The following is a 24,365-nucleotide window of genomic DNA, read 5'->3' as shown; positions in this document are numbered from 1 at the left end:
TATGGCAAAACAACCAACTGCATTAATTATTTTAGATGGTTTTGCAAATAGAGAAAGTGAGCATGGCAATGCCGTAAAACTAGCTAACAAACCCAATTTTGACCGTTACTACAGTAACTACCCAACGACTCAAATCGAAGCAAGTGGCTTAGATGTTGGTCTTCCAGAAGGACAAATGGGTAATTCAGAAGTTGGACACATGAATATTGGTGCTGGACGTGTTGTTTATCAAAGTTTAACTCGTATCAATAAATCAATTGAAGACGGCGATTTCTTTGACAATGGCGTATTAAATAATGCAATGCAACATGTTAAAGATAATAATTCAGGACTACATGTCTTTGGTTTATTATCTGACGGTGGAGTTCACAGTCACTATAGACATTTATTTGCTATTTTAGAATTAGCGAAACAACAAGGTGTAGAAAAAGTTTATGTTCACGGTTTCTTAGATGGACGTGATGTAGATCAAAAATCTGCCTTGAAATATATTGAAGAAACAGAAGCTAAATTCAAAGAAATTGGCGTTGGTCAATTCGCTTCTATCTCAGGTCGTTATTACGCAATGGATCGTGATAAACGTTGGGATAGAGAAGAAAAAGCTTACAATGCTATTCGCAACTTTGGTGGTGAAAAATTCGATTCTGCTAAAGCAGGTGTAGAAGCAAACTATGCTAAAGATTTAACAGATGAATTTGTTGAACCATTTGTTGTAGCTGATCAAAATGATGGTGTGAATGACGGAGATGCAGTTATCTTCTTCAACTTCAGACCAGATAGAGCAGGACAACTTTCTGAAATTTTCACAGATAAGGCATTTGATGGATTCAAAGTTGACCGTGTAAATGACTTATACTATGCGACTTTCACTAAATACAATGATAATGTAGACGCTGAAATTGTGTTTGAAAAAGTTGATCTAACAAATACGATTGGCGAAGTTGCGCAAAACAATGGCTTAAAGCAATTACGTATTGCTGAAACAGAGAAATTCCCACATGTAACTTACTTTATGAGTGGTGGTAGAAATGATGAGTTCGAAGGTGAGAGACGTCGTTTAATCGATTCTCCAAAAGTAGCAACTTATGATTTAAAACCAGAAATGAGTGCTTATGAAGTTAAAGATGCATTATTAGAAGAATTAGCTAAAGGTGATTTAGATTTAATTCTTTTAAACTTTGCTAACCCTGACATGGTAGGTCATAGTGGAATGCTAGAACCAACAATCAAAGCGATTGAAGCTGTTGATGAATGTCTTGGAGAAGTTGTAGATAAAATTATCGAAATGGGTGGACAAGCGATTATTACTGCTGACCATGGTAACTCAGATATGGTCCTAACAGATGATGATCAACCAATGACTACGCATACAACAAATCCGGTACCAGTCATCGTTACTAAAGATGGATTAACATTGAGAGAAACGGGAAGATTAGGAGATTTGGCCCCAACATTATTAGACTTATTAAATGTTGAGCAACCAGAAGATATGACTGGTGAATCACTAATTAACCATGAATAATTAACAGGACTAACTTATAGAAATTTCAAGATGTTCTGTGACTTTAATTTTATTTTAAAAAATAGATTGAGGAATAGGACATCTTGCTAAATTTATAGACAATTAAATTACTTGTATTTATGGCTTTAATAGCTATAATGAAGATGAAATTTAATATTTCTAAACTACTTACAAAAAAGGAGATTATAAACATGCCAATTATTACAGATGTTTACGCTCGCGAAGTCTTAGACTCACGTGGTAACCCAACAGTTGAAGTTGAAGTGTTAACTGAAAGTGGCGCATTTGGTCGCGCATTAGTTCCATCAGGTGCTTCAACTGGTGAACATGAAGCAGTTGAATTACGTGACGGAGACAAATCACGTTATTTAGGTAAAGGTGTTACTAAAGCTGTTGAAAATGTTAACGAAATCATCGCACCAGAAATCGTAGAAGGTGAATTCTCAGTATTAGAACAAGTTTCTATTGATAAAATGATGATTCAATTAGACGGTACAGAAAACAAAGGTAAATTAGGTGCTAACGCTATCCTTGGTGTATCAATCGCCGTAGCTCGTGCAGCAGCTGATTTATTAGGACAACCACTTTATAAATATTTAGGTGGATTCAATGGTAAACAATTACCAGTTCCAATGATGAACATCGTTAATGGTGGTTCTCACTCAGATGCTCCTATCGCATTCCAAGAGTTTATGGTATTGCCAGTAGGCGCGGAATCATTCAAAGAATCATTACGTTGGGGAGCTGAAATCTTCCACAACTTAAAATCAATCCTTAAAAACCGTGGTTTAGAAACAGCAGTAGGTGACGAAGGTGGATTCGCTCCTAAATTCGAAGGTACTGAAGACGCTGTTGAAACAATCTTAGAAGCAATCAAAGCTGTAGGTTTAGAGCCAGGTAAAGATGTATTCTTAGGATTTGACTGTGCTTCTTCTGAATTCTACGAAGATGGCGTATACAACTATGCTAAATTCGAAGGTGAAAATGGTGCAAAACGTACTGCCGAAGAACAAGTTGACTATTTAGAAGAATTAGTTAACAAATATCCAATCATCACAATCGAAGATGGTATGGATGAAAACGACTGGGATGGTTGGAAAGTATTAACTGACCGTATCGGCGATCGTGTTCAATTAGTAGGTGACGATTTATTCGTTACAAACACTGTTAAATTATCTGAAGGTATCGAAAAAGGTATCGGTAACTCAATCTTAATCAAAGTTAACCAAATCGGTACATTAACTGAAACATTTGATGCTATTGAAATGGCTCAAAAAGCTGGTTACACAGCAGTTGTATCTCACCGTTCAGGTGAAACAGAAGACACTACAATCTCTGATATTGCAGTGGCAACAAATGCTGGACAAATCAAAACTGGTTCATTATCAAGAACTGACCGTATTGCAAAATACAACCAATTATTACGTATCGAAGATGAATTATACGAAACAGGCAAGTTTGACGGGCTTAAATCTTTCTATAACTTATCTAAATAATAAAGCTAAGATTTCATAAATGAGAGTTCACGCGCTTAAATTTAAGATTTAAATCTTAGACAATAGAGGGTCGATTGAAATTTAAGGATTTCAATCGGCTCTCTTTATTTTTGGTGATACGAAGTCGAATACAAATAGATTATTGTGTGTTTATGCATTATGTCGTATTTATAGGTCAATCACTTTATTTCATTATTTATATAGAACTGATATCACTTTCAATTGAAGTTATATATGCTATTTAATTTATTCATATTTTGGTCTGAAACTGATATAATTAAAGATGTAATATAAAGAAGGAGCACGAACTTATTATGGAGGCAAAAGCAAAATCAAGGGAAACCAAGACTGCTCATATGATTGCTTACTGTTCTTTAATTATCGCAATACTTTATGCAATACATTTATTTGTGATATTAGACGATAGTGTAGTTAAACAAATGTTAGCTAATAGTGGTCAACAGCCATCAGAGAATGCGATTGGTACAATTAGAAATAGCTTTCAATTTACTGGCGTAATGTATATATTAGCTAATTTAGCTGGTGTGATTGCAATTTGGAATAGACACACATATTTATGGTGGTTTATGTTTGCAGTATTTACATCACAAATATTATACAACTTAATTAATATAGGCTCAGTTTATGGTGCTATCTTAGATGTTAAGGGAACAATCAACATTTTCCCATTAACGATAGTGTTAGTGATGTCATTATTATTAGCAATTTATATGTTTGTCGTTTCAGTAAAGCGTAAAAGTACATTTAATAGATAGAAGTTTGCTAAATTCAACGAACGTGTGATATAATGCGATTCGTATATAATGAATGGAGGACAATTTTCATGCATACATTATTCATCATACTTTTAATTATAGATTGTATTGCATTAATAACTGTTGTGTTACTCCAAGAAGGTAAAAGTAATGGACTTTCAGGTGCAATCAGTGGTGGCGCCGAACAGTTATTTGGAAAACAAAAGCAACGCGGCATCGATTTATTCTTGCATAGATTAACAATTGTATTGTCTGTCATTTTCTTCTTGTTAATGTTAGGCATAAGTTATTTGGGTATATAAGGTCCGACAATGTAAAAGTCGGGCTTTTTTATTTATAATGTATAGAGTAGGACTCTATATTGATTTGGTTTAGTAAATTAATAATTATTAAAGTAATATTGATACAAGCATATGCGAAAGGATTGAATCACAATGCAAATCAAACTACCAAAACCGTTCTTCTTTGAAGAAGGTCCTCGAGCTGTGTTATTGTTACATGGTTTTACTGGGAATTCTGCAGATGTCCGTCAATTAGGTCGATTTTTACAGAAGAAGGGCTATACGAGCTATGCGCCACAATATGAAGGCCATGCCGCACCACCTGAAGAAATTCTCGAATCTAGCCCACATGTGTGGTATAAAGATGCATTAGATGGCTATGACTTTTTAGTTGAAAAGGGCTACGAAGAAATTGTTGTAGTAGGTTTATCTTTAGGCGGCTGTTTTGCGTTGAAATTAAGCTTAAATAGAGATGTAAAGGGTATTGTAACCATGTGTTCACCTATGTATATTAAGACAGAAGGTGCTATGTTTGAAGGCGTCTTAGACTATGCACGTAATTTTAAAAAATACGAAGGCAAAGACCAAGACACAATTGAGTCAGAAATGGCTGCCTTTCATCCAACTGACACATTAAAAGAATTACAAGGTCAAATACAAGATGTACGTGATCATATAGATGAAGTTATGGATCCTCTATTAGTGATTCAAGCTGAACAAGATAAAATGATAAATACAGATTCTGCAAACATTATATACAACGAGAGCGAATCTGATGACAAAGCAATTAAATGGTATGCTAATTCTGGACATGTAATTACAATAGATAAAGAAAAGGAATTAGTATTTGAAGATGTATATCAATTTTTAGAATCATTAGATTGGTCAAATTAAAATATAAACGTAGAAAATATAGAAAGGAGGGGCATAATGAATTTAAAACAATCCATTGAAGAAATAATCAAACAACCAGATTATGAACCGATGTCAGTGTCTGATTTTCAAGATGCCTTAGGCTTAAGCAGTGCAGATTCATTTAGAGATTTAATTAAAGTACTTGTTGAACTAGAACAAGTTGGTCTAATTGAACGTACGAAGACAGATAGATATCAACGTAAAGCATCTGCTAAGTCAAAAGAAACTAAATTGATTCGAGGAAAATTGAGTCAAAACAAAAAAGGATTTGCATTCTTACGTCCTGAAGATGAGGATATGGAAGATATTTTCATCCCACCAACCAAGATTAATCGTGCTATGGATGGCGATACCGTAACTGTTGAAATCCAGAATTCGAAAGGTGAGCATAAAGGTAAAGTAGAAGGCGAAGTAAAATCCATTGAAGACCACTCTGTAAAGCAAGTTGTTGGAACTTACAGTGAAGCACGCCACTTCGGATTCGTATTACCAGATGACAAACGTATCATGCAAGATATCTTTATTCCTAAAGGTCAAAATTTAGGTGCAGTTGATGGCCATAAAGTATTAGTACAAATCACTAAATATGCAGATGGTACAGACAATCCTGAAGGTCATATTTCAGCAATACTCGGTCATAAAAATGACCCAGGCGTAGATATCTTATCTATTATTTATCAACATGGTATCGAAATAGAGTTTCCAGACAATGTGTTAGCTGAGGCAAAAGCTGTACCAGAAGAAATCAATCCAAATGAAATAGAAGGTCGCAGAGATTTACGTGATGAACTTACAATTACCATTGATGGCGCGGATGCAAAAGACCTGGATGATGCAATTAGCATTAAAAAGTTAAACAATGGTCACACACAATTGACTGTAAGTATTGCTGACGTGAGCTACTACGTTCAAGAAGGCTCTGCATTAGATGAAGAAGCCTATAGTCGAGCAACTAGTGTATACCTTGTAGACCGTGTTATACCAATGATTCCGCATCGTTTAAGTAACGGAATCTGTTCATTAAATCCTGATGTAGACCGATTAACTCTAAGTTGTCAAATGGAATTGGATGAACGTGGAGAAGTTGTGAAACATGAAATATTTGATAGTGTTATCCATTCTAATTATCGAATGACTTACGATGAAGTGAATGAAATTATTACCGATCAGAACGCAGCTACACGCAATCATTATGCAGAAGTTACACCAATGCTCGATCTCGCACAAGATTTATCAAATCGATTAATTAACATGCGTAGACGCCGTGGAGAAATTGACTTTGATATTAATGAAGCAAAGGTATTAGTTGATAAAGATGGTATTCCTACTGAAGTTCAATTAAGACAACGCGGAGAAGGCGAAAGATTAATTGAATCATTTATGCTTGCAGCCAATGAAACGATTGCAGAACACTTTAACAAATTAGACGTTCCGTTTATTTATCGTGTACATGAACAACCAAAATCAGATCGTTTACGTCAATTCTTTGATTTTATAACTAATTTCGGACTTATGATTAAAGGTACTGGAGAAGATATCCATCCTTCAACATTACAGAAAATTCAACAAGAAGTTGAAGGTCAACCCGAACAAATGGTTATCTCAACAATGATGCTACGCTCAATGCAACAAGCTAAATACGATGATATCAATTTAGGTCACTTTGGATTATCAGCTGAATACTATACACACTTCACTTCACCAATCCGTCGTTACCCTGATTTAATCGTACATAGATTAATCCGTAAATACCTTATAGAAAAATCTATGGATAATAAGACTTTAAATAAATGGGAAGATATGCTGCCAGAAATTGCAGAACATACTTCACAACGTGAGCGTCGTGCCATTGAAGCAGAACGCGATACAGATGAACTGAAAAAAGCAGAGTATATGATTCAACATTTAGGTGAAGAATACGAAGGTATCATCAGTTCAGTTGCCAATTTTGGTATGTTTATCGAATTGCCAAACACAATTGAGGGTATGGTCCACGTGTCTAACATGACAGATGACTACTATCACTTTGATGAACGTCAAATGGCAATGATTGGAGAACGCCAAGCTAAAGTATTCCGCATCGGTGACCCAGTTAAGATCAAGGTCATAAACGTTGATGTAGATGAACGCATGATAGATTTCCAAATTGTAGGTATGCCATTACTTAAAAATAACGATCGCGCTAGTCAAAGACCAGCACGTGGTAAGACAATACAAGCAAAAACACGTGGTAAATCACTAGACAGCTCTAAAGACCAAAAGGGCAAAAAGCAAAACCAACGTAAAGGTAAAAACCGTCGTAACAAAGAGAAACATAGTGATGGTAATACCAAACACAAACCTTTCTACAAAGACAAGAAAGTTAAAAGAAAAGCACGTAAAAAGAAAAAATAAATCAACAAAGAGGTGAAACTCAATGCCAAAGAAAAAATCACCTGGAACATTAGCTGAAAATCGTAAAGCGAGACATGATTATATTATTGAGGACACGATTGAAGCGGGCATTGTGTTACAAGGGACAGAGATTAAATCCATTCGTCGTGGCAGTGCAAACTTGAAAGATAGTTACGCACAAGTCAATCGCGGTGAAATCTACCTTCAGAATATGCATATTGCACCATATGAAGAAGGTAATAGATTTAACCATGATCCACGTCGTTCACGTAAGCTACTTCTTCACAAACGTGAAATTAACAAACTTGGTGACCAAACAAGAGAAGTGGGTTACTCAATCATCCCATTAAAACTTTATTTAAAACATGGCCACTGCAAAGTCTTACTTGGTGTTGCAAGAGGTAAGAAAAAATATGACAAACGCCAAGCATTAAAAGAAAAAGCAGTAAAACGTGATATAGATAGAGCAATGAAAGCCCGTTATTAAGCGAAAATATTGCCAAAGGTCTCCATCTTTGGTAATATTAAATGTGCTTTCTGAAATGTAAACACAGTGTTAACACATCAGAAAGTACATTAATTTCATATTAAGGGGACGTTCTTGGATTCGACAGGGGTCCCCCGAGCTAATTAAGCGTGTCGGAGGGTTGTCTCCGCAACAACACACACAGTTAATAATAACTGGCAAATCAAACAATAATTTCGCAGTAGCTGCCTAATAGCACTCTGCATCGCCTAACTGCATCTCCTATGTGCAGTTAACGCGATTCAACCTTAAGTAGGATACGCTAGACACTGCCGTTTGAAGTCTGTCTAGAAGAGATGAATCAAACTAGTATGATGTTGGTTGTCTATCTCCTACCATCATGCGAAATTGATTGATAGACTACACACGTAGAAAGGTTAGTATCAGGACCTCTGGACGCGGGTTCAAATCCCGCCGTCTCCACTATAGAGTCTGCAACCCATGTGGTTGTAGGCTTTTTATTTTTGTTGCCACAGTATTGCCACAGTATTGCCACAGTACATAAAAAACCACCACCATAATTTAAGGTAGTGGCTACAAATATTTGATTATTTCTTTTTGTGTACTAGGATACAAATGCCCATAGCGTGAGCTTACCTCTTCAATAGATGAATGTCCTAACCTTTGTGCAATTATCATTAAACTAGCACCATGATTGACTAGCATAGAAGCATGGCTGTGCCTTAATTCATGGATTACAATACGAGAGAATGTTTCACCAGCAGGTAATTCATCATCTAATATTTTTAATGCATTAGTAAACCATCTATCAATAGTGGATTCACTGAACGCTTTAAAGAATGTACCGAACAATACATAATTATCCTTATATATGTTATTCTCTTTGTACCAAGTTAAATAATTTCGTAAGTCGTCCATCATGTGAGTTGGTAGGTATATATCACGTGTGGCTGCTTTCGTTTTAGGGGCTGTCACTTCACCGTGATAGTCCGTTTTATTTATATGGATATAATCATCGTCAAAGTTCACATCTGCCCATGTGAGCGCTCTAATTTCACCCTTACGTGCGCCACTGTAGAATAATAGTTTGAAGAACACTTTTTGCTGTATAGTAGGCAAAATATCGTAAAACTGATTAAATTGCTCTAACGTCCAATAATTTAATCGCTTTTGTGATTCAATTTCAAAGTTACCTACTAAAGATGCAACATTTTGCTTTAGATCATGATACTTCATAGCGTGGTTAAGTATTGATACTAAAAACACATGCATTTTCTTCAAATATTCCCCAGAACGTCCTTCTTTCATCTTCTTATTCTGAAACTTCATAATATCTTGTGTAGTCATATTGAAAACGTCCATTGATTTAAAATAGGGTACTAAATGATTATTGGTATGTGTTTTTAATGCTTTCACACTTGATGATTTACGTCTTGCTGTGTACCAATCCACATACTCCTCTACCAGCTTATCAAAAGGCAATTGATTAATCTTGCCGATGCCCTCTAATTCATCCATATAAGCGTTACAAGCCTTCACAGCTTCCTTACGTTGCTTAAATCCAGTACGTTTTATCTCTTTTCTTGTATTCGTCTTATCATAGTATGTGATACGGAAGTAATATGTACTACGTTTAGCATCTTTATAAATATTGTGGGATATTTTTAGGTCGTGTTGCAATTAGATCACCTACTTAATTTTTAAGTATTCTTTTAGAAATTCGCTAAATTCATTCATTATATCGTCATATACTTCTTTGCTTTCTGAACCTTTGTCATTAAAGATTTTTTGTAACAATACAGAAACGAACAATAAATTATTTTTATTATTTTTTTCTAATTCATAAAAGTTATAGACATTGTTTAAATAATGTATATCTAAATATTCTAAATTTGTCTTGACTAGTTCTAGCAGGTTGTTTTTCAAAGTTTCTTCTCGAGAAGCATTTTCAGATGAAAACATGTTTTTGAATTTTATATACTCGCTATTTTTTTCATCATCAGTTAAATCACTGAACATTTTATTTCCAGAAGTTAAGTAACCTATTGTGACGTTTAATTTATCTGCAATTTGCTTAGCAGTATCAATACTTATATTTTTTCTTCCATTTTCTAAGTCACTCAAATAGGATTGTGAAATATTTAATTGAGTCGCAAAATCAGTTTGTTTTAATCCCTTTTCTTTTCTTATTTTTTTAATATTATCGCCGATATTCATTATTTCATCACCTCTCTATTCATTCTATCAGAATTAATTTTAATTAAAAGGTTGCAAGTGTTTTTGTTTTAGTTTATGATATAACTATATCGCCGATACTGATATTTAAAACGTAAAGTTTATATTTTTTTAGACATAAATATCGCCGATATTAATATGGTTTTCGAGAAGGAGGAAACAAAATGAAAAAACTAGCATACCCACATCTTTATGTTCAACGTAAGGAACATGGACATAATCAAGCGTTCGTTGCTCACAAATTAGGTATCTCAAAGGAACGTTACTCTTTGAAAGAGCTCAACAAGGCAAACTTTACACTACCAGAAGCGAAAATTTTATCTGAATTATATGAAATGCCTATAGACCAGCTTTTCAGTAATTCAATCACAGTAGGATCATAACGGACATTACAATAAGAAAATTTAAGGAGAGATAACATGAAAACATTTATAGGATTAATAACACTTAGTGCCACAGCATCATCAGTAGTAGGAATTGTGACAGAGGATATCTTTAATGCAATAAGTTTATATACGCCACTAGCACTTATATCAATTGTGGTTAAAGATAGTTTGGACGATAGAAAAATCAGACGTAAATATAAGTTAGGAGAGAAGTAATTATGAAAATCACAGAACAATTACAAGAAACAGTTGAGCATGCAGATTTAGTAAATAAAGTACAAAGTATTTTAGATTTCCTTATTACAGAAGTATCAGAACTTGAAGATGAAAGAGAACATGCAGTTAAAACTAATCAACCTGTTTATCATCAAGCTATCAATAACAACATTAAGCAAATTTATCTAACTACATCTACTTTATTGGCAATCAGAAATGATATTGAATCAATGCATGATGATATTCAGAGACATATTAACAAAGAAAAAAAGGCATTATCACAAGCCGGCAAGCAGAATGATAACGCCTAAACACAGATATTTAGTTAAATACCTAACAAGAATATAACATAAACGAAAGGATGGTTGTATGGACGAAACAACACTATATAAAAAACATTTTGAGTTTCATTCAAATTTAGATTATATCAATACAACGAGTTTATCCAAAATCAAGGAGATTAGTAAGCGAATCAATTTCGCTTCTATCTCTGGTGATAAACAAATTTTTAATAATAAAGGAAATTTATATCATCGTGAAAAAAGTGATATAGGTGATTACATTAATAATCTTACTTTAGATTATATCATAATTCCTAAAGAAATTGGAGTTATTTATGGGACGATTTATACAAAAACTACTGAAAATGATAATGGCGAAGAAGAAAAAAAATCTACATTTAAAGCAGATGCCTTCAACAATTACGCACGCTTTATAGCTGATCTCATATCAGATAAAGTGATTTATTCGGATGAACTAGATGCATTTTTAATAGTAAAAACTAATACCTATGAAGTGATAGACGAAACCAATTTTGCGTTAAATTATCCAATCGACAATAAGCACCAGATAAACGACTTTTTAGACGTCATGATTGAAATGTATCGAGAACATTTAAATATTGAACACGGGTACAATATTTTTCCGTATACCGTTGCAGGTAATAATTGGATTTACGATTGCAGAAACTTAGAGTTTAGGAAGAAAACACTTAATCCAGATGAACTATACGCCAAAATGTATGATGTGAATGAATCGGATATTAATTTAGAAACACCTAAAAAATTTTATGATTTAGTAACGGAAAATGATAAAAGCAAAAATAATTTAATGCTAATGCATGCTTATACAATGTATCGCAAGATGGACCTTATACAAGCTGAGAAATGGTTCCTTATGAAGGATTTCGGCCGTTCTGGCAAAGGGTTACTCATGACTACATTTGATGCACTGTTACAGGTTAATAAAGTGAACTTTGACAGTCTATTATCTCCCGGCTTTGAAGCATCTAACGAATGGATGAATTTTTACGGTGCAGATATTGCACATGCAAATGAAACAGGTGAGATTACTAAATTTATGATGCGAATATTACGAAAAATCGCTACTGGTGAGACAATTTCCGGACGTGGTATTCAAAGAAATAGTTTTAAATTTACAAATAGAGCAGTTTTAATCTTAGATACTAATGAAAATGTAGATACAGGAGAAATTACAGCAAACACAACACGTACAATTAAAATTTCACTCAAAGATAGACCACTTAATGAAACAGATGAAGAACGTTATCAAACATTTAAGCCTTATTGGGATTTCGTGCAACCTAATGGTAAGAAATCAGTAGCAGCTGCAGTTTCATTTTTGATTGCGAGTTTAGAGTATCTGAAAGAAATTGGTCGAGAGTTTAATTTTAGTGATGTAACACTTAAAAACTATTTTAGCGAAGATGAATTGACTGAAACACAAGTTAATATGCTTAAAGTTTTAGCAAAACAAAGTTTTTTATTTGCTGGTGATGAAACATTACAAAAAATGATTGAACAAGATTATAAAAGTTTGAGGTACAAACAAGCTAGAGATGATATGAAGAAAATCGGAATAAGCATAAATAATCAAAAATGGATAGATGGAGTAAATACAAAGGTTCATAAAGTAGAAAATCCAGAATTGTTTAATATGGCATTAGAATTAATTTCTGGAGATTAAGGGTTAGTATAACTCTTACTAACTCTTATCATAACTCTGAAAATGTTGTAACAACAGTCACTAACTCTTATAACCCTAAATTCCTATAGCGTTTTTTATAAAAATAAATATGTATTACTAGTAGGGAAAAAATAAGCGTTATAAGGGTTAGTAAAGGAGGTATTCAATGACAGGTTATCATGTAGCAAAATATTTATTAAAAAAGAATATTCAAGTTATACCTTTAAATCAGTACAAGAAACCTAGTGTTACTTTTGCAGATATAGATGTTACAGATGATTTTATTGAATATCATTCGAGTTTTTATCATCAAACACATGTATTAGGTGTACTAACACGTGGAGTGTGGTGTATCGATATTGATGTAGATCATCAAGAAGGTAGTAACGGATTAGAAAGTTTAAAAATGATACCTTTTTATGGCGAAGTTGTAGCTAATGCACAAAATACTTTAGTACAAACGACGCCCAGTGGTGGAAAGCACATAATATTCAAAAAACGTGGTGGTATTGAATACAGTCAAAAAATAGATTATTTACCATCAGTAGATATAAAGGCGCACTATAACAATTATTTTGTGTTAGCAAACAGTCAGACACGAAAAGGGATTTATAAACACAATAAAAAAGATGTAACGGAATATAATGGAGAATTTGAAAACCGTATATTTTCTAAACGTGGTAATTACACACAACAAGTATTAGAACCGTATTCTATGAAACGAGTTTTATCAGACCATAATTTTGACCATTTAGGTGCTGGTAAAGGTGGATTAGGTAAACAAGCATATCAACGTATTGTTAATGGTGAAAGTGAATATAGAAATGATGATTTATATAAAGCAGCAAGCTATGCGAAGCAATGTAACATCGATATTGAGCCATTGCGTATATTAATTGGGGATAATAAAAATGGCGATATATTTGATGAAAGAAGTTGGGAGGCGACTGTAAGAAGTGCAGGCTACTAATGTTGAAATAAATTATGATGAACAAGCTAAAAAATTAGAGTTAATCGTTGGCATACCAGAAGAAATGTATTTTTGTTCGATCAGTAAGGTGTCGCAAGTATACGTTGAGTATATTGATAATAATTGGGTGGCATGGCGTGAAAGCTATGTACCCAATAGTAATAGGCGCACCAGTTATAAAATGATTGCCCACGGTGGCTTTGAGTTGGTAATGGCACGTACTAAGAATTATTTAGAATATATCAAAAAGAATAGAGGGCGAAGAAAATGAGATACCTATACAATAGTGGCAACAGATATGGAACAGTAGTAACTAATAATAATGTACATCGTGTGATTATGGATTATCCACGTGAAGTATTTAACTTTACCGATGAAGAATTGCAGCAGTATATGAGTGATAATAATTTAGGATTTAATGCAATAGATTTTAATGATATGACAATGGAGCAACTTGAAACAGTATTGATGTGGTGTAAACAGTTAGAGCCTATTAAGACAGTCAACGAAAACTATTCCAGTTATAACTTAAAGCACATGTTTGAACGTGAACCATATGGTTTTTATATATCAAATAGCAATATGAAAGAAGCGATGGCACTTGCTGGATTTAAACCTAAAAGTGCAGATGATCTAAACTGGTTTTATCCAATAAGTGAGCGAAGTATTAAGCAGCTTTAAAAGGGGTAAAAACATTTAAATTCATATTGATACAAACTAATAATAGATATTAAAGATATTCTATATCTATTTAATTAAAGGGGATATGCACATGTGGTATAGGGATGTGGCGAATCAAATTGTTGCTAGATTACCAACTAATATAAGTAATGTGTCAGAGAGTTATTTAGATACAGTAATCAGGCGTTATGTAACTAAGTGTGAAGATATTGAAGAAGTGAAACAATGCATTAATGAAATGAAAAGCAGTAAGCAAATTAAAACATATAAAGATTTTATAACTAAAAATAAGGGAGTTTTTTTAATGACTAAAGTAAATGAAAAATCAATCGAAGTATTTAATAAGGTAATTGAACCAAAGGTAGAGAATAAAAAACACGTGGCTTTAGAAAAAAGCAAAGTCACTGACAAATTAAAAGAATTTGATATTAAGATGTCACATTATCGAAATGAAAATGATTACACTATGATTGCATCACTTAAAAAAGAACAAGGAAAACTTGAAGATGAAATTGTAGCATTACAAGAACAAAGTGAAGATGACAATCATAAATTATTAGATGAAGATATAAAAGCATTTAATGTTGCGTATGATAAAGAGATTAAAGAATTAAAAGATAATAACAGTAAACTAATACAAGAATTCAATGAAAAATTACAAGAAGCATATGATGTATATGAGAAGATTGCAGCTAATAAAGTTGAAGCCATTCGTAGAGCATCAAGACGCAATTATATGAATACTGCTATTAACAATCCAGAGCAATGGAGATTGAGTCTACAGCGTAATACAAGTTTAGTTGATGATCCATTTAGAACGAATACAGACCCAACTACATTAGCCAATAGTTTTAAGGAAAAATTATTTAATGTAAATGGTCGTGCTGATTCAGAATACAATAACGGAAATCATAAATGGTAAGAAGGGGAATATAAAATGAGTTACACAGTATTAAGTCCAATAAAACAAGATTATGCTTTAGGCTTTGATGAAAAGAAAAACACTATTATTTTAAAACCATTATATTCAAATACACAAGTTGGGATTGCTACCGTTGATGGTGTGGCTAGTTCGGATATTAATTATAAAAAAGGTTCTTTAACTAGAAGGGTATTTAAAAACTTTAAAGATACTGATGGTATCAATATTGTGATAAACAACAATGAGGAATCATTTGTTGCTAACAGTAAAGATTCAGGCGTACTTACTGTTATTAAAGAAGAATTCATTGGCTTTGGTATTCAAGTTGATAGGGTTCAAGATAAAGGTGAGGGATTGCAAGAATTAATCGATATAGCTAAGAATAATAAATCGGTATCAGTACAATGTTACGCTAGTAAATTGGGTATGGATAATACAACTATTGGCAATATTGATAAGATTGATTTAGTGTCTATTAATACAAAATAAATAACTTATAAAATACTATTGTTATAATGTATTTTATGTAGTATAATGTAAGTAGGTAGGAATCTACCTTGAATGCTTTATAAAACATTCACTAATTCTTCTGGTATCGGTTGTTTAAACGCTTGTTCTTGAAAGTTGTATACTTCCTTTGTACGCCATCATCACTTGTTCTGCTCTTATACTTGTGGTGGTGGCTGTTTTAATATCAAGATTTATTGTAGAGGAATTAGCATTGCTTGGTTCTAGTATTAAGCAATCATATAAAGACATGTGATTAGATCATGATTAACATATTGATAACGAACATTGATTCAGAAGAGAATAATAATAAGTTGTTGTGATGTTAAGTTAAGAAGTATTTAAGATAGATAATGATTGAAGTTGTATTGAACATTAATAAAGAGATTTGTTTAATGATGATAAATATTATGTTGTTATATCATCAATGATATTAAGATAAGTAAAATGTATTTAACTAAATGATTAGATCATAATAAATTCTTTTATATTATTAATAGAAGATTGATTAACGAAATAACTTTGATGAACAAACTTAAAAGATAAATGATTACAAAATGTTTTTGTTCATTCATTTGAAATTAAATATTAAATAAATTATTAAAATAAAAATAAATATTCAATATGAACATGAATACAATAAGTATCTTCATACTTGTTCATAGGTTGAATGCTTAATAGTGATAAGAGGTTAATAGCAAATAAATTACTAATACAATGGTTATAAATTATCCAATTATAATGATGTGTTTAAGGATAAAAACATTTATAGATAAAGTTAAATTACTTACCTAAATAAAGTTATAAAATGAAATAAATATGAAGCTAAAGCATTTAAAAATAGACTTCATAGAAGGCATTTAGAGCTTGTTTTAGAGCATATAACAACACTGTGATTAAAGCTATATAAATAATAAATGCACGTCATAATCGTTCAGCTATTACCATCTAAGCATTACTAATATAAAAAGCCAGGGGTCTGTTAGGCGCCCTCGTATTTTAAAAAGATTTGTAATCGCTCGATACTTAATCTTAACCGAATGTTGAAAATGAAAGTTGAAAATGCGTAAAGTAAAATGACTTTAGATAATAGAATGCATAGAAAAAGGGGGAGTTTTAATGGCTCAAAGAAAGTTATTGTCACAACAAAAGAGTAGGTTAACTACAGAAGTTCAGGAATCGAAACAAGCTACAGAAGAAGCATTGCAGCAATTAACAAAACTATCACCAGAACCTCCTGAATGGCTAGATGATACGGCTACAAAAGAATGGCATAGGATATTTCCATTACTACAAGAATTACCTGTAGCTAGTTTAGATTTAGCATTAGTTTCTGCTTATTGTACAGCTTATTCAGATTACATCAATGCAACTATACGTATGAAAAATGAAGACGCAATTATCGTTACTGAACGTGGCACAAAGCTTAATCAGAATCATGCTATAAAAAGAGATTCGTTATCGCAATTAAATAGCATTGCGCCTAAGTTAGGGTTAACTGTAGAATCACGATTAAAAATATTAGATCCTTCAAAAGAAAAGACAAATGATAAATCAGTATATGAAATGTTTGGTATTGATGATAACGATTAATTTATAAAATTCTAGGAGGGCTACTATGATATTAAAACGTCGTAAATCAGTTTTGTGGTATTACGAAGAAAAGAAAATTACTGAATATGAATTGCTAACGCATTATAATCCACAATTCATTAATAGTAAGATACGTGCAATACAGGAACAAATCGATGCAATGTACCACTTAAATACATCTCATATGAGTTGTGATGATGTGATGGGCGTGATTTCTATTTCATATCCATTAGAGAAGTTAGTTTTATGGATTATAGATCAAAAAGAAGAATTGAATCGTTTTAAAAATAGTAGTACTAAGAAGTTAAATTTATTAAAGAAAATCATCTATAATTACACACCAAAAGAGCAGCAAGAAGTGATGAGATACTTCAAATCTAATGGCAGTAACAAGCCATTAAAGACGATTGATAAGTTACAGGAAGATTTATATAAAGTACATCATCATAAGCGTTTAGAGCGTAATAAACAGCATGAAAAAGAGAACGAAGTCATGTATCAAAACTTTGTAGTAGAAGTAAAGCAGTCATTAAATAATGAACGTGAGGAGTTGGTTGTGTGATTAGAAGTTTAAACGAGGTGGATTATCCTATATTAGAACGCTACATGCGTAATTATCATAGTATGGTAGATACTTATAAGAATAAACCTAGTGATATGGACGACCTAAAATATATGAACCTAGAATCGATTGTAAAGGGTGTTACTCAAGTTTATAACGATAGTGATGTGAAAGTGCAGCAGATTATTAAGCTCACATGGCGGGATGATAAGAAGTACACAGATGAAGTTATAGCTGATGTGATAGGAGTTAGTCAGTTAACGTTAAGACATGCGAGAGAAGTTATATTAAAACGTGTTGCAAAGGCAGTAGATTATGTATGAGGTATGATAAAGCAACAGTAAAAGAGTTTATATTGAACTATCACAAGACAATAAATAATACTGATGCATATAATGAAGATATTGATATAGATGAGTTCTTTAATGTGAATGATCAAACAGAAACTCACGATATAGATAATAATGTTGAAGAAAGTATATTTTATAATGAACTAGAAGCTGTTATTGAAAGAGTAGCGACTGAAAAAGAACATAATTTATTTTTACTAATATGTAATGGTGTGAGTTTTGAAAAAGCTGGAAGTATATTTGGTGTCAAAGAAGCAAGAGCTAAGCAAATGTTGAATCGATTGTTGGATAAGTTGGAGTAATAACTAGAGGTAGGCACTTATGTGCTTGGCCTATTTTGTGTTAAAATTATCCACATGTATAAGTCCTTTCCAAAATAGTTTTTATATCCGGCACCCAAACATGTCACTGGGTGTTTTTTTATAATTTTATACGTAAGATAGGACGAAAAGTTAAAAAAATGTACAAAAAGCACCTTACATGCTATATTGAAATCCCTACTACTGTCTCCTAAAAATTAAAAAAGGAGATTTAATATGATAAATATTATTTCAGCAATTGGATCACTAGGAACTTTTATTATGGCGTTATTTTATTTTGTATCGGTATCAGTTCAGCTTTACCAAATGAAAATTAGTTTTATCCCAGCACTTGGTTTTAATCAAATCCTTTTAGAAAAAGAGGATAATAAAAATTTAAATTTAAGAAATACGACTTCAAATTCTGAAGAAAACGAAGATCATTTAAAGTTATATAACCTTGGTGGAGGAGCTGCTAAAAATATAACTGTCGAAGTTATCTTAGGTAAAGATAATGTAATTCAAAAGAAATATATAAATATGTTACCTAGCAAAGAAAGCTATATGTTGCCTATTAATAAAACTGTATTTGATGAATTGGATGATACTATTCAAAATAACGGTTACGAATCAGATATGAATATTAGGCTTACATATTATCACAATGTGAGTAGAAAGAAACAAGAAATATTATTAAAAGGTCATATTGATAGTTTTAATACTTATGAAAATAAAAATGTATATGAACTACAATTTATATAAGTTTTTTATTTATAATTAGTTTTCAATAAGTATATTGGGGTATTTAATTATCAAGCGACGTGGAATGCTTAACAAAGTGTAATAAATTAGCCTATCTGATTAGATAGGCTGTTTTTTTATTTATTTAAAAACTCATTGAGTAGTGGATTATTATTTTCTTTTTCAACAACCACTGATAGATCTTCGGTTACATCTTCTTTTATATCGATTACTTTTTCTTCTATTAAACTTTCAACTCGATTAGTTACTTCTTTATTATTCCAGCCCATTTTTTCAATTTCTTTTTTATAATCCATATATTCTCCTAAATTGTCTGATTTTATCTAACACTTAATTATAATTGGTTATAAGAAAAAAAGATATTAAATTTATTTATAAGAACAAATGTTCTATAATATTCATGAGGTGATTATAAATGGAACCAAATTTAGACTGGAATAAAGATTTCCAAGAATTCCAGGATATTTTGAATTCAGGAATAAATCCCGAATGGTTATATAACGCAAAAGCAAACATGATACTAAACCCTGCATATACAGGATAGGGTAAACAATTTTTCTTTACTAAAGATATTATTAAAGCTAGTAAAATAGTTCCTTTTTATTAAATAGAACATTGAAAGAAGGTATATAACATTAACAAACAATTTCAAAAAGAAAAACTGTGGAGTAGATATAAATACGAAGTTTTATGGCATGATCAAAACGCTTATAATGATATTAGATTTTTGATGAATAATGATGTTGAAATTGAAATAATTCAACAAAAAATTCAATATGCTCTAAATAAGCAACCTTCTAAAGGATCAATAATAAATGCTTATTGCCATATGTGGGGATATTTTAAAAAAATAAGTACTGAACAAGAAAAGCAGTTATTTAAAAAACTAAAGACAGATTTTGAAAATCATATTATAACAGAAAAAGTATTAATTGATTTTATCAAGAAATTAGCCGACTTATATGAAGTTACTTATTTAAAACAATCTACTATTATAAATAAAGCCCACCTAAATGAATAGGTGGGGTGTTTTTGCGTGTCAATTTCATGAAGTTTAAGAGTATAAAGTCTATATAAAATGTTTAATCAAGCTATAAGAGATTCTCCAAAAAAAGATGAAAATATATAGGCACGGTGGGGTGCCCCAAAATTATTGACCGTATTGTTGTTCGTAATATTCTATAGCTTCCATTATTTCATCACTATCCTCACCTTCATAAGTACCATTTAAAATTTCTTGTTTTAATTGGGTTTCGCCAGACGATAGACCATTAGAAGAATTTTGTCTCCATTCTTGATTCTGTTGAATGTATTTATTCTCATTTGCTGTAGAACTTTGTCCATCAGATTGTGTATTTTGTTGTGATTCTTCTTGTGTAGGTGCTTCTTGCGTCTGAGTAGGCTCTTGTTCAACTTGTCGCTCTTGTTGTACAGGCGCTTGTTCTTGTGATTGTACAGGTTCTTGTGTAGACTGTTGTTCAGTATTTTGAGTTTGTTGCGCTGTGTTTTGTTGTCGAGCATCATTATTGTTAGTAGAATTTTCCTTATCTGATTCTTCTTTTTTATCGTCATCTGATTTTTTACTATCTTTAGACTTCTTATCGTCTTTCTTGTTGTCTTTACTCGATGATTTAGTTTCCTTCGTATCATCTAAACGACTTTCTTCTTCCTTATTCCCGCATGCTGCTAAAACTAGTAAACTTGCTAATAATAAAAATAAGACTTTTTTCATTGAATACTCTCCTTAAAAAATAAATTGTTAACTTAAGTGTACTACACATAAAAAACAATAGTGATAACAAAAAGTTATGACTGAAAATATTTAGTAATAATATACTTATAATTCGTTCAAAATCAAAGACGACTGCAGTACATCAAATGAACAACTATACGTTAATTCATTTCTCGATGCAGCACAGAGTGAATGTCAGAGCACTTTTAGATGAATATATTATGATTAATTTTTGTTATGTACAAATCGCTTTATGTTATCATTTAGTAGAAATATATAATTCGAACCAATTAATAATAAAGATAATAGTAACAAAATGGAAATATGATTTTTATTAGGGGAAATATTATGAAATTTAATTTGATTATGGTTATTAATAAAGATATGAATAAGTTGCTATTTTGTTATAGAAACAAAAAGCCGTATAAAGACAGATATAATTTTGTCGGTGGTAAAATTGAAGGTCATGAAAATAGTATAAGCGCCGCTTATAGAGAGTTGTTTGAAGAAACAGGTATCTCCAATGATAAAATAAATTTAATAAAATATATTGATTTAAATTATTGGTTAGAAGACGTCTTTATTGAAGTCTATTATGGAGTATTGAAAGATGACATTGAATTAGTTCCCGAAAAAAATGAGTTATTTTGGATAGATTTAAATCAAAATTTCTATGATAATGATATTTTTGCGGGAGATGGCCTTATTGGTCATATTATTACTCACTTGGAAATTTTGAACAAGTAAATAATCAAAGACAGAAAGGAGATTGAAAGTGGCAAAGTATGATGCATTTGAATTAGATATAGTAGAAGGTCAAATAACTAACTTAGATAAACTGAATAATAAAAAAAAGAAATTAATAGAAAATGGGAATATAATTTATATATACCTAAGTAATAAGCCTAAAAAGAAATATATAGGCCAAACTAAGCATTTTTTTAAAAGGCATAAGCAACATTTTAATGGAACTGAAGAAAAATTTAATGAAGCAAATTTTAACAAGGTGATAATTCTTACTTCTCAATATTTTCATTTATCAGCTTTAAATGATGTTGAAAAACAATTAATTACATATTTTGCAGCTGATTTATCCAAAAATCAAAAATTAAATTATGATGATGACGAAGTGATCAATTTGACTAACGGAAATGCTGTAATTGATTACATAGAAAAAGAAAAAGTTGAAACAGAAGTTATATTACCCTTTTGGGAAAATGAATTATATCCTTTATGGGTGAATACACCAACAATTAATAAATTAAAATCTAATGTTTTAGTAAAATATAGTCCTATAAAAACATTGACAATGGAACAAAGTAATTTAATTTCAAAAATAGTAAATAAACCACACGAAGATTTTGTTATAAACGGGGATGCAGGTACAGGGAAAACAGTATTACTTACACATATTGTTGCTGAATTATTAGAAAACACAAATAAGAGAGTTGCTATTGTAGTACAACCCAATTGGATTGATACGGCTGCGAATATTTTTAAAGTCTATAACCTGAAGAATGATAATCTGAAAATTACAACATCAACATCACTAATCAATAATTATTTAAGTGAAAAAGAAATGTTTGATGTAGTTATAGTAGATGAGTCACATAAAATGTCTAGAAGGTATTCAAAACAGCATCCAACATTCAACAAAGTTTATCAAGATCAGTTTGAAGAAACAGAAAATCATTTAGAATGTATTAAGCAGATTGGGAAGCAAATTATTCTAATGTATGATGTGTTACAAGGGATTAGGCCTGCAAACATTCAACGTTCTAAATTTATGGATGAAACAAAAAATTTCCAAAAAGAATATTTAACAACTCAATTTAGAATTCAAGCACCAGAAGGTAAAAATTATAACTCTGATGATTATATAAATGGTATTAAATATTTATTATATAAAGATACTGGACTTTTAGATATGACAAATTTTAATTCTGATTTTGACAGGGATTTATTTAGAGATAAAAGTGAAGATGCATATTTTGGTTATTTTGAAAATAAGCCGTTGAATAGTTTAATTGAATGGTTAGATGATGATTTAAATTATAATCATAATCATGTGAATAGAGTTTTAGGCGGATTAGTTGAACCGTGGAAACAAGCACATGGCAAGGATCCTAGTATTACACATTGGCACGAAGATGGTATTAAGAGAAGGTGGAATTCTAAGCAAGAAAATTGGATTAATTCCTCCGATGAAGATGCTAAAGAACAAATAGGCTCAGTATTTGCAGTTCAAGGAATTGATCTTAATAAAGTCGGGGTGTTAGTAGGTAATGATCTACAAGTGGATGCGAATGGTAAATTGTATGGAGAAACTAAAAACTTTTATAATGTAAATGGGGTTTTTCCAAAAGATGATTTTACTCCTGAAAATGAATTTGAATTTACTATATTTGTTCTAAATATCTATTATGTATTACTTACTAGAGGAATAGACGGAATTCGTATTGGATTTTGGAAAAACGAGAAATTTAAGAATTATATGAAGAAAACTCTTGATATTAATTAGATAAAAAATAAAAAGTGGTATACAAACTGAAAGCATTTTTAATTAGAATTAAATCAATTTAGAGTGCACAAATTTATGTTGTTTTTCAATGTATTTCATATCCGAAAAATAAAGGTATCTCACGCATACGAGAATGAATACGAATATGTTGCCACAGATTCATGTTGTTTTTGCAATTTTAACATTTTACACTGAATCAGTAATGCAATGTAAACGTTGATATGACAATACTTATAGCAATTTTTAAATGTATAGATAAACGGTATAATCAACTCCCGCCGTCTCCACTATACAGCTCTCAACCCTTGTGGTTGAGGGCTTTTTATTTTGGGGGTCACAAAAAGTGCACAGCGAATAAAAAGCACAATCATTATTTAGATTGTATTTTGACAAATTATATTTGATATTTGAGCCTGAAAACTAATAAAAGCATCAAGGAATAGGATCACACATATTAAAAGTATACTTCAAAAATTATCATAAAATGTTAAGGTATTATTAATCATTGAACATCGTCTCAAACGATTTATATCATCATATTTTAGATAAACTTATCAAAGGTATAACGACAGTACTTAATGAAACTTCTATACTAAAACAGCATATTATCGAGCTATCATTGTGGAAAGATGATCAAATTGATGAAGTAATCGCATCAGCTACTTAATATAGGTAAGAATGTACTTAATAAAGGGCGTAGAGCTATTATCAAACAATTAGCTAATGAGATAGGTTGGATATGAAACGTTTCGACAAAAAGGGGTTAAAGCGT

The 24,365-nt window shown here is 31.5% G+C and carries 29 protein-coding genes, 1 other RNA gene and 1 pseudogene; 27 read left to right on the top strand and 4 right to left on the bottom strand.

From position 1 onward, the window contains the following. The first annotated feature begins 1 nt into the window (after nucleotide 1). The 8 genes from gpmI (at nucleotide 2) to ssrA (ending at nucleotide 8,336) form a co-directional block, all read left to right on the top strand. The gene (gpmI, locus tag ACY191_RS12045) at nucleotides 2-1,522 is read left to right on the top strand and encodes a 2,3-bisphosphoglycerate-independent phosphoglycerate mutase (RefSeq protein ID WP_229367046.1); all 1,521 of its coding nucleotides are present in this window, start codon (nucleotides 2-4) and stop codon (nucleotides 1,520-1,522) included. Between the two features lie 191 nt (nucleotides 1,523-1,713). Beyond that, nucleotides 1,714-3,018, top strand: coding sequence for a surface-displayed alpha-enolase (gene eno, locus ACY191_RS12040; RefSeq protein ID WP_042739638.1), 1,305 nt, complete (start codon nucleotides 1,714-1,716; stop codon nucleotides 3,016-3,018). A 314-nt stretch (nucleotides 3,019-3,332) separates the two neighbouring features. Beyond that, a complete protein-coding gene (locus ACY191_RS12035) occupies nucleotides 3,333-3,794 on the top strand; it encodes a hypothetical protein (protein WP_042739639.1) in 462 nt (153 codons plus the stop codon). A gap of 68 nt (nucleotides 3,795-3,862) precedes the next feature. Further along, nucleotides 3,863-4,096 (top strand): preprotein translocase subunit SecG, encoded by a 234-nt coding sequence (secG, locus tag ACY191_RS12030; protein ID WP_042739640.1) that lies wholly within the window; start codon nucleotides 3,863-3,865, stop codon nucleotides 4,094-4,096. A 132-nt stretch (nucleotides 4,097-4,228) separates the two neighbouring features. Then, the gene (locus tag ACY191_RS12025; RefSeq protein ID WP_042739641.1) at nucleotides 4,229-4,969 is read left to right on the top strand and encodes an alpha/beta hydrolase; all 741 of its coding nucleotides are present in this window, start codon (nucleotides 4,229-4,231) and stop codon (nucleotides 4,967-4,969) included. A 36-nt stretch (nucleotides 4,970-5,005) separates the two neighbouring features. Then, nucleotides 5,006-7,384, top strand: coding sequence for a ribonuclease R (gene rnr / locus ACY191_RS12020; RefSeq protein WP_232165244.1), 2,379 nt, complete (start codon nucleotides 5,006-5,008; stop codon nucleotides 7,382-7,384). Between the two features lie 22 nt (nucleotides 7,385-7,406). Beyond that, nucleotides 7,407-7,871 (top strand): SsrA-binding protein SmpB, encoded by a 465-nt coding sequence (gene smpB / locus ACY191_RS12015; protein ID WP_042739643.1) that lies wholly within the window; start codon nucleotides 7,407-7,409, stop codon nucleotides 7,869-7,871. Between the two features lie 104 nt (nucleotides 7,872-7,975). Beyond that, nucleotides 7,976-8,336, top strand: a transfer-messenger RNA (tmRNA) gene (ssrA, locus tag ACY191_RS12010). A 108-nt stretch (nucleotides 8,337-8,444) separates the two neighbouring features. Here ssrA and ACY191_RS12005 read toward each other — a convergent pair. After that, the gene (locus tag ACY191_RS12005; protein ID WP_463270049.1) at nucleotides 8,445-9,551 is read right to left on the bottom strand and encodes a tyrosine-type recombinase/integrase; all 1,107 of its coding nucleotides are present in this window, start codon (nucleotides 9,549-9,551) and stop codon (nucleotides 8,445-8,447) included. Nucleotides 9,552-9,560: 9 nt separating this feature from the next. Then, nucleotides 9,561-10,088, bottom strand: a complete 528-nt coding sequence (locus ACY191_RS12000; protein WP_107524430.1) for a helix-turn-helix domain-containing protein — start codon at nucleotides 10,086-10,088, stop codon at nucleotides 9,561-9,563. A gap of 182 nt (nucleotides 10,089-10,270) precedes the next feature. On the opposite strand from ACY191_RS12000, the gene ACY191_RS11995 reads away from it, so the two are divergent. The 14 genes from ACY191_RS11995 to ACY191_RS11930 all read left to right on the top strand — a co-directional run bounded on the left by ACY191_RS11995 (nucleotide 10,271) and on the right by ACY191_RS11930 (nucleotide 19,340). Beyond that, nucleotides 10,271-10,489 carry a helix-turn-helix transcriptional regulator gene (locus tag ACY191_RS11995; protein ID WP_463270048.1) on the top strand — a complete coding sequence of 73 codons (219 nt, stop codon included), beginning with the start codon at nucleotides 10,271-10,273 and terminating at the stop codon, nucleotides 10,487-10,489. Nucleotides 10,490-10,525: 36 nt separating this feature from the next. Continuing rightward, nucleotides 10,526-10,708 (top strand): hypothetical protein, encoded by a 183-nt coding sequence (locus ACY191_RS11990; RefSeq protein WP_463270047.1) that lies wholly within the window; start codon nucleotides 10,526-10,528, stop codon nucleotides 10,706-10,708. A gap of 2 nt (nucleotides 10,709-10,710) precedes the next feature. After that, nucleotides 10,711-11,019, top strand: a complete 309-nt coding sequence (locus tag ACY191_RS11985; protein WP_463270046.1) for a hypothetical protein — start codon at nucleotides 10,711-10,713, stop codon at nucleotides 11,017-11,019. A 58-nt stretch (nucleotides 11,020-11,077) separates the two neighbouring features. Continuing rightward, a complete protein-coding gene (locus ACY191_RS11980; protein WP_463270045.1) occupies nucleotides 11,078-12,694 on the top strand; it encodes a phage resistance protein in 1,617 nt (538 codons plus the stop codon). 166 nt (nucleotides 12,695-12,860) lie between these two features. Continuing rightward, nucleotides 12,861-13,664: a bifunctional DNA primase/polymerase gene (locus ACY191_RS11975; RefSeq protein ID WP_463270044.1), complete on the top strand. Its 804-nt coding sequence runs from the start codon at nucleotides 12,861-12,863 to the stop codon at nucleotides 13,662-13,664. Further along, complete coding sequence (locus ACY191_RS11970; protein ID WP_463270043.1) at nucleotides 13,651-13,935, top strand: pathogenicity island protein; 285 nt, start codon at nucleotides 13,651-13,653, stop codon at nucleotides 13,933-13,935. Before ACY191_RS11975 ends, ACY191_RS11970 begins: the two co-directional genes overlap by 14 nt. Next, nucleotides 13,932-14,345 carry a hypothetical protein gene (locus tag ACY191_RS11965; RefSeq protein ID WP_463270042.1) on the top strand — a complete coding sequence of 138 codons (414 nt, stop codon included), beginning with the start codon at nucleotides 13,932-13,934 and terminating at the stop codon, nucleotides 14,343-14,345. Before ACY191_RS11970 ends, ACY191_RS11965 begins: the two co-directional genes overlap by 4 nt. Nucleotides 14,346-14,436: 91 nt before the next feature. Continuing rightward, nucleotides 14,437-15,267: a zinc ribbon domain-containing protein gene (locus tag ACY191_RS11960; protein WP_463270041.1), complete on the top strand. Its 831-nt coding sequence runs from the start codon at nucleotides 14,437-14,439 to the stop codon at nucleotides 15,265-15,267. Nucleotides 15,268-15,282: 15 nt separating this feature from the next. Further along, nucleotides 15,283-15,756, top strand: coding sequence for a hypothetical protein (locus ACY191_RS11955; protein WP_112369595.1), 474 nt, complete (start codon nucleotides 15,283-15,285; stop codon nucleotides 15,754-15,756). Between the two features lie 1,137 nt (nucleotides 15,757-16,893). Continuing rightward, nucleotides 16,894-17,367, top strand: a complete 474-nt coding sequence (locus ACY191_RS11950; protein WP_232197784.1) for a phage terminase small subunit P27 family — start codon at nucleotides 16,894-16,896, stop codon at nucleotides 17,365-17,367. A gap of 25 nt (nucleotides 17,368-17,392) precedes the next feature. Further along, entirely contained in the window at nucleotides 17,393-17,929 is a 537-nt protein-coding gene (locus tag ACY191_RS11945) for a pathogenicity island protein (RefSeq protein ID WP_232197785.1), read from the top strand. Further along, nucleotides 17,926-18,252 (top strand): hypothetical protein, encoded by a 327-nt coding sequence (locus ACY191_RS11940; RefSeq protein WP_463270040.1) that lies wholly within the window; start codon nucleotides 17,926-17,928, stop codon nucleotides 18,250-18,252. The genes ACY191_RS11945 and ACY191_RS11940 overlap by 4 nt, the downstream gene beginning before the upstream one ends. Further along, a complete protein-coding gene (locus tag ACY191_RS11935) occupies nucleotides 18,249-18,581 on the top strand; it encodes a sigma-70 family RNA polymerase sigma factor (protein WP_463270039.1) in 333 nt (110 codons plus the stop codon). The genes ACY191_RS11940 and ACY191_RS11935 overlap by 4 nt, the downstream gene beginning before the upstream one ends. A 234-nt stretch (nucleotides 18,582-18,815) precedes the next feature. Beyond that, nucleotides 18,816-19,340 carry a hypothetical protein gene (locus tag ACY191_RS11930; protein ID WP_463270038.1) on the top strand — a complete coding sequence of 175 codons (525 nt, stop codon included), beginning with the start codon at nucleotides 18,816-18,818 and terminating at the stop codon, nucleotides 19,338-19,340. A gap of 116 nt (nucleotides 19,341-19,456) precedes the next feature. On the opposite strand, the gene ACY191_RS11925 is transcribed toward ACY191_RS11930, so the two are convergent. After that, nucleotides 19,457-19,636: a hypothetical protein gene (locus ACY191_RS11925; protein WP_463270037.1), complete on the bottom strand. Its 180-nt coding sequence runs from the start codon at nucleotides 19,634-19,636 to the stop codon at nucleotides 19,457-19,459. Nucleotides 19,637-19,755: 119 nt separating this feature from the next. On the opposite strand from ACY191_RS11925, the pseudogene ACY191_RS11920 reads away from it, so the two are divergent. Together ACY191_RS11920 and ACY191_RS11915 are read left to right on the top strand one after the other, a co-directional pair. Next, nucleotides 19,756-19,947, top strand: a pseudogene (locus ACY191_RS11920) (hypothetical protein). A gap of 27 nt (nucleotides 19,948-19,974) precedes the next feature. Further along, nucleotides 19,975-20,361 carry a YbgA family protein gene (locus ACY191_RS11915; RefSeq protein WP_041612995.1) on the top strand — a complete coding sequence of 129 codons (387 nt, stop codon included), beginning with the start codon at nucleotides 19,975-19,977 and terminating at the stop codon, nucleotides 20,359-20,361. Nucleotides 20,362-20,490: 129 nt separating this feature from the next. Here the strand turns inward: ACY191_RS11915 and ACY191_RS11910 are convergent, their stop codons facing one another. Further along, nucleotides 20,491-21,072, bottom strand: a complete 582-nt coding sequence (locus ACY191_RS11910; protein ID WP_463270036.1) for a hypothetical protein — start codon at nucleotides 21,070-21,072, stop codon at nucleotides 20,491-20,493. 348 nt (nucleotides 21,073-21,420) lie between these two features. On the opposite strand from ACY191_RS11910, the gene ACY191_RS11905 reads away from it, so the two are divergent. From ACY191_RS11905 to ACY191_RS11895, 3 genes are all read left to right on the top strand, one after another. Beyond that, a complete protein-coding gene (locus tag ACY191_RS11905) occupies nucleotides 21,421-21,819 on the top strand; it encodes an NUDIX hydrolase (RefSeq protein ID WP_158256572.1) in 399 nt (132 codons plus the stop codon). 28 nt (nucleotides 21,820-21,847) lie between these two features. Further along, a complete protein-coding gene (locus ACY191_RS11900) occupies nucleotides 21,848-23,593 on the top strand; it encodes a DNA/RNA helicase domain-containing protein (RefSeq protein WP_463270035.1) in 1,746 nt (581 codons plus the stop codon). A gap of 505 nt (nucleotides 23,594-24,098) precedes the next feature. Next, nucleotides 24,099-24,260 (top strand): hypothetical protein, encoded by a 162-nt coding sequence (locus tag ACY191_RS11895; protein ID WP_229367055.1) that lies wholly within the window; start codon nucleotides 24,099-24,101, stop codon nucleotides 24,258-24,260. Nucleotides 24,261-24,365 lie beyond the last annotated feature (105 nt).

The sequence above is a fragment of the Staphylococcus sp. TCBT05 genome, assembly GCF_055179755.1.
Note: the sequence above shows the minus strand (reverse complement) of the source record. Positions and strands in the feature narration are given on the sequence as shown.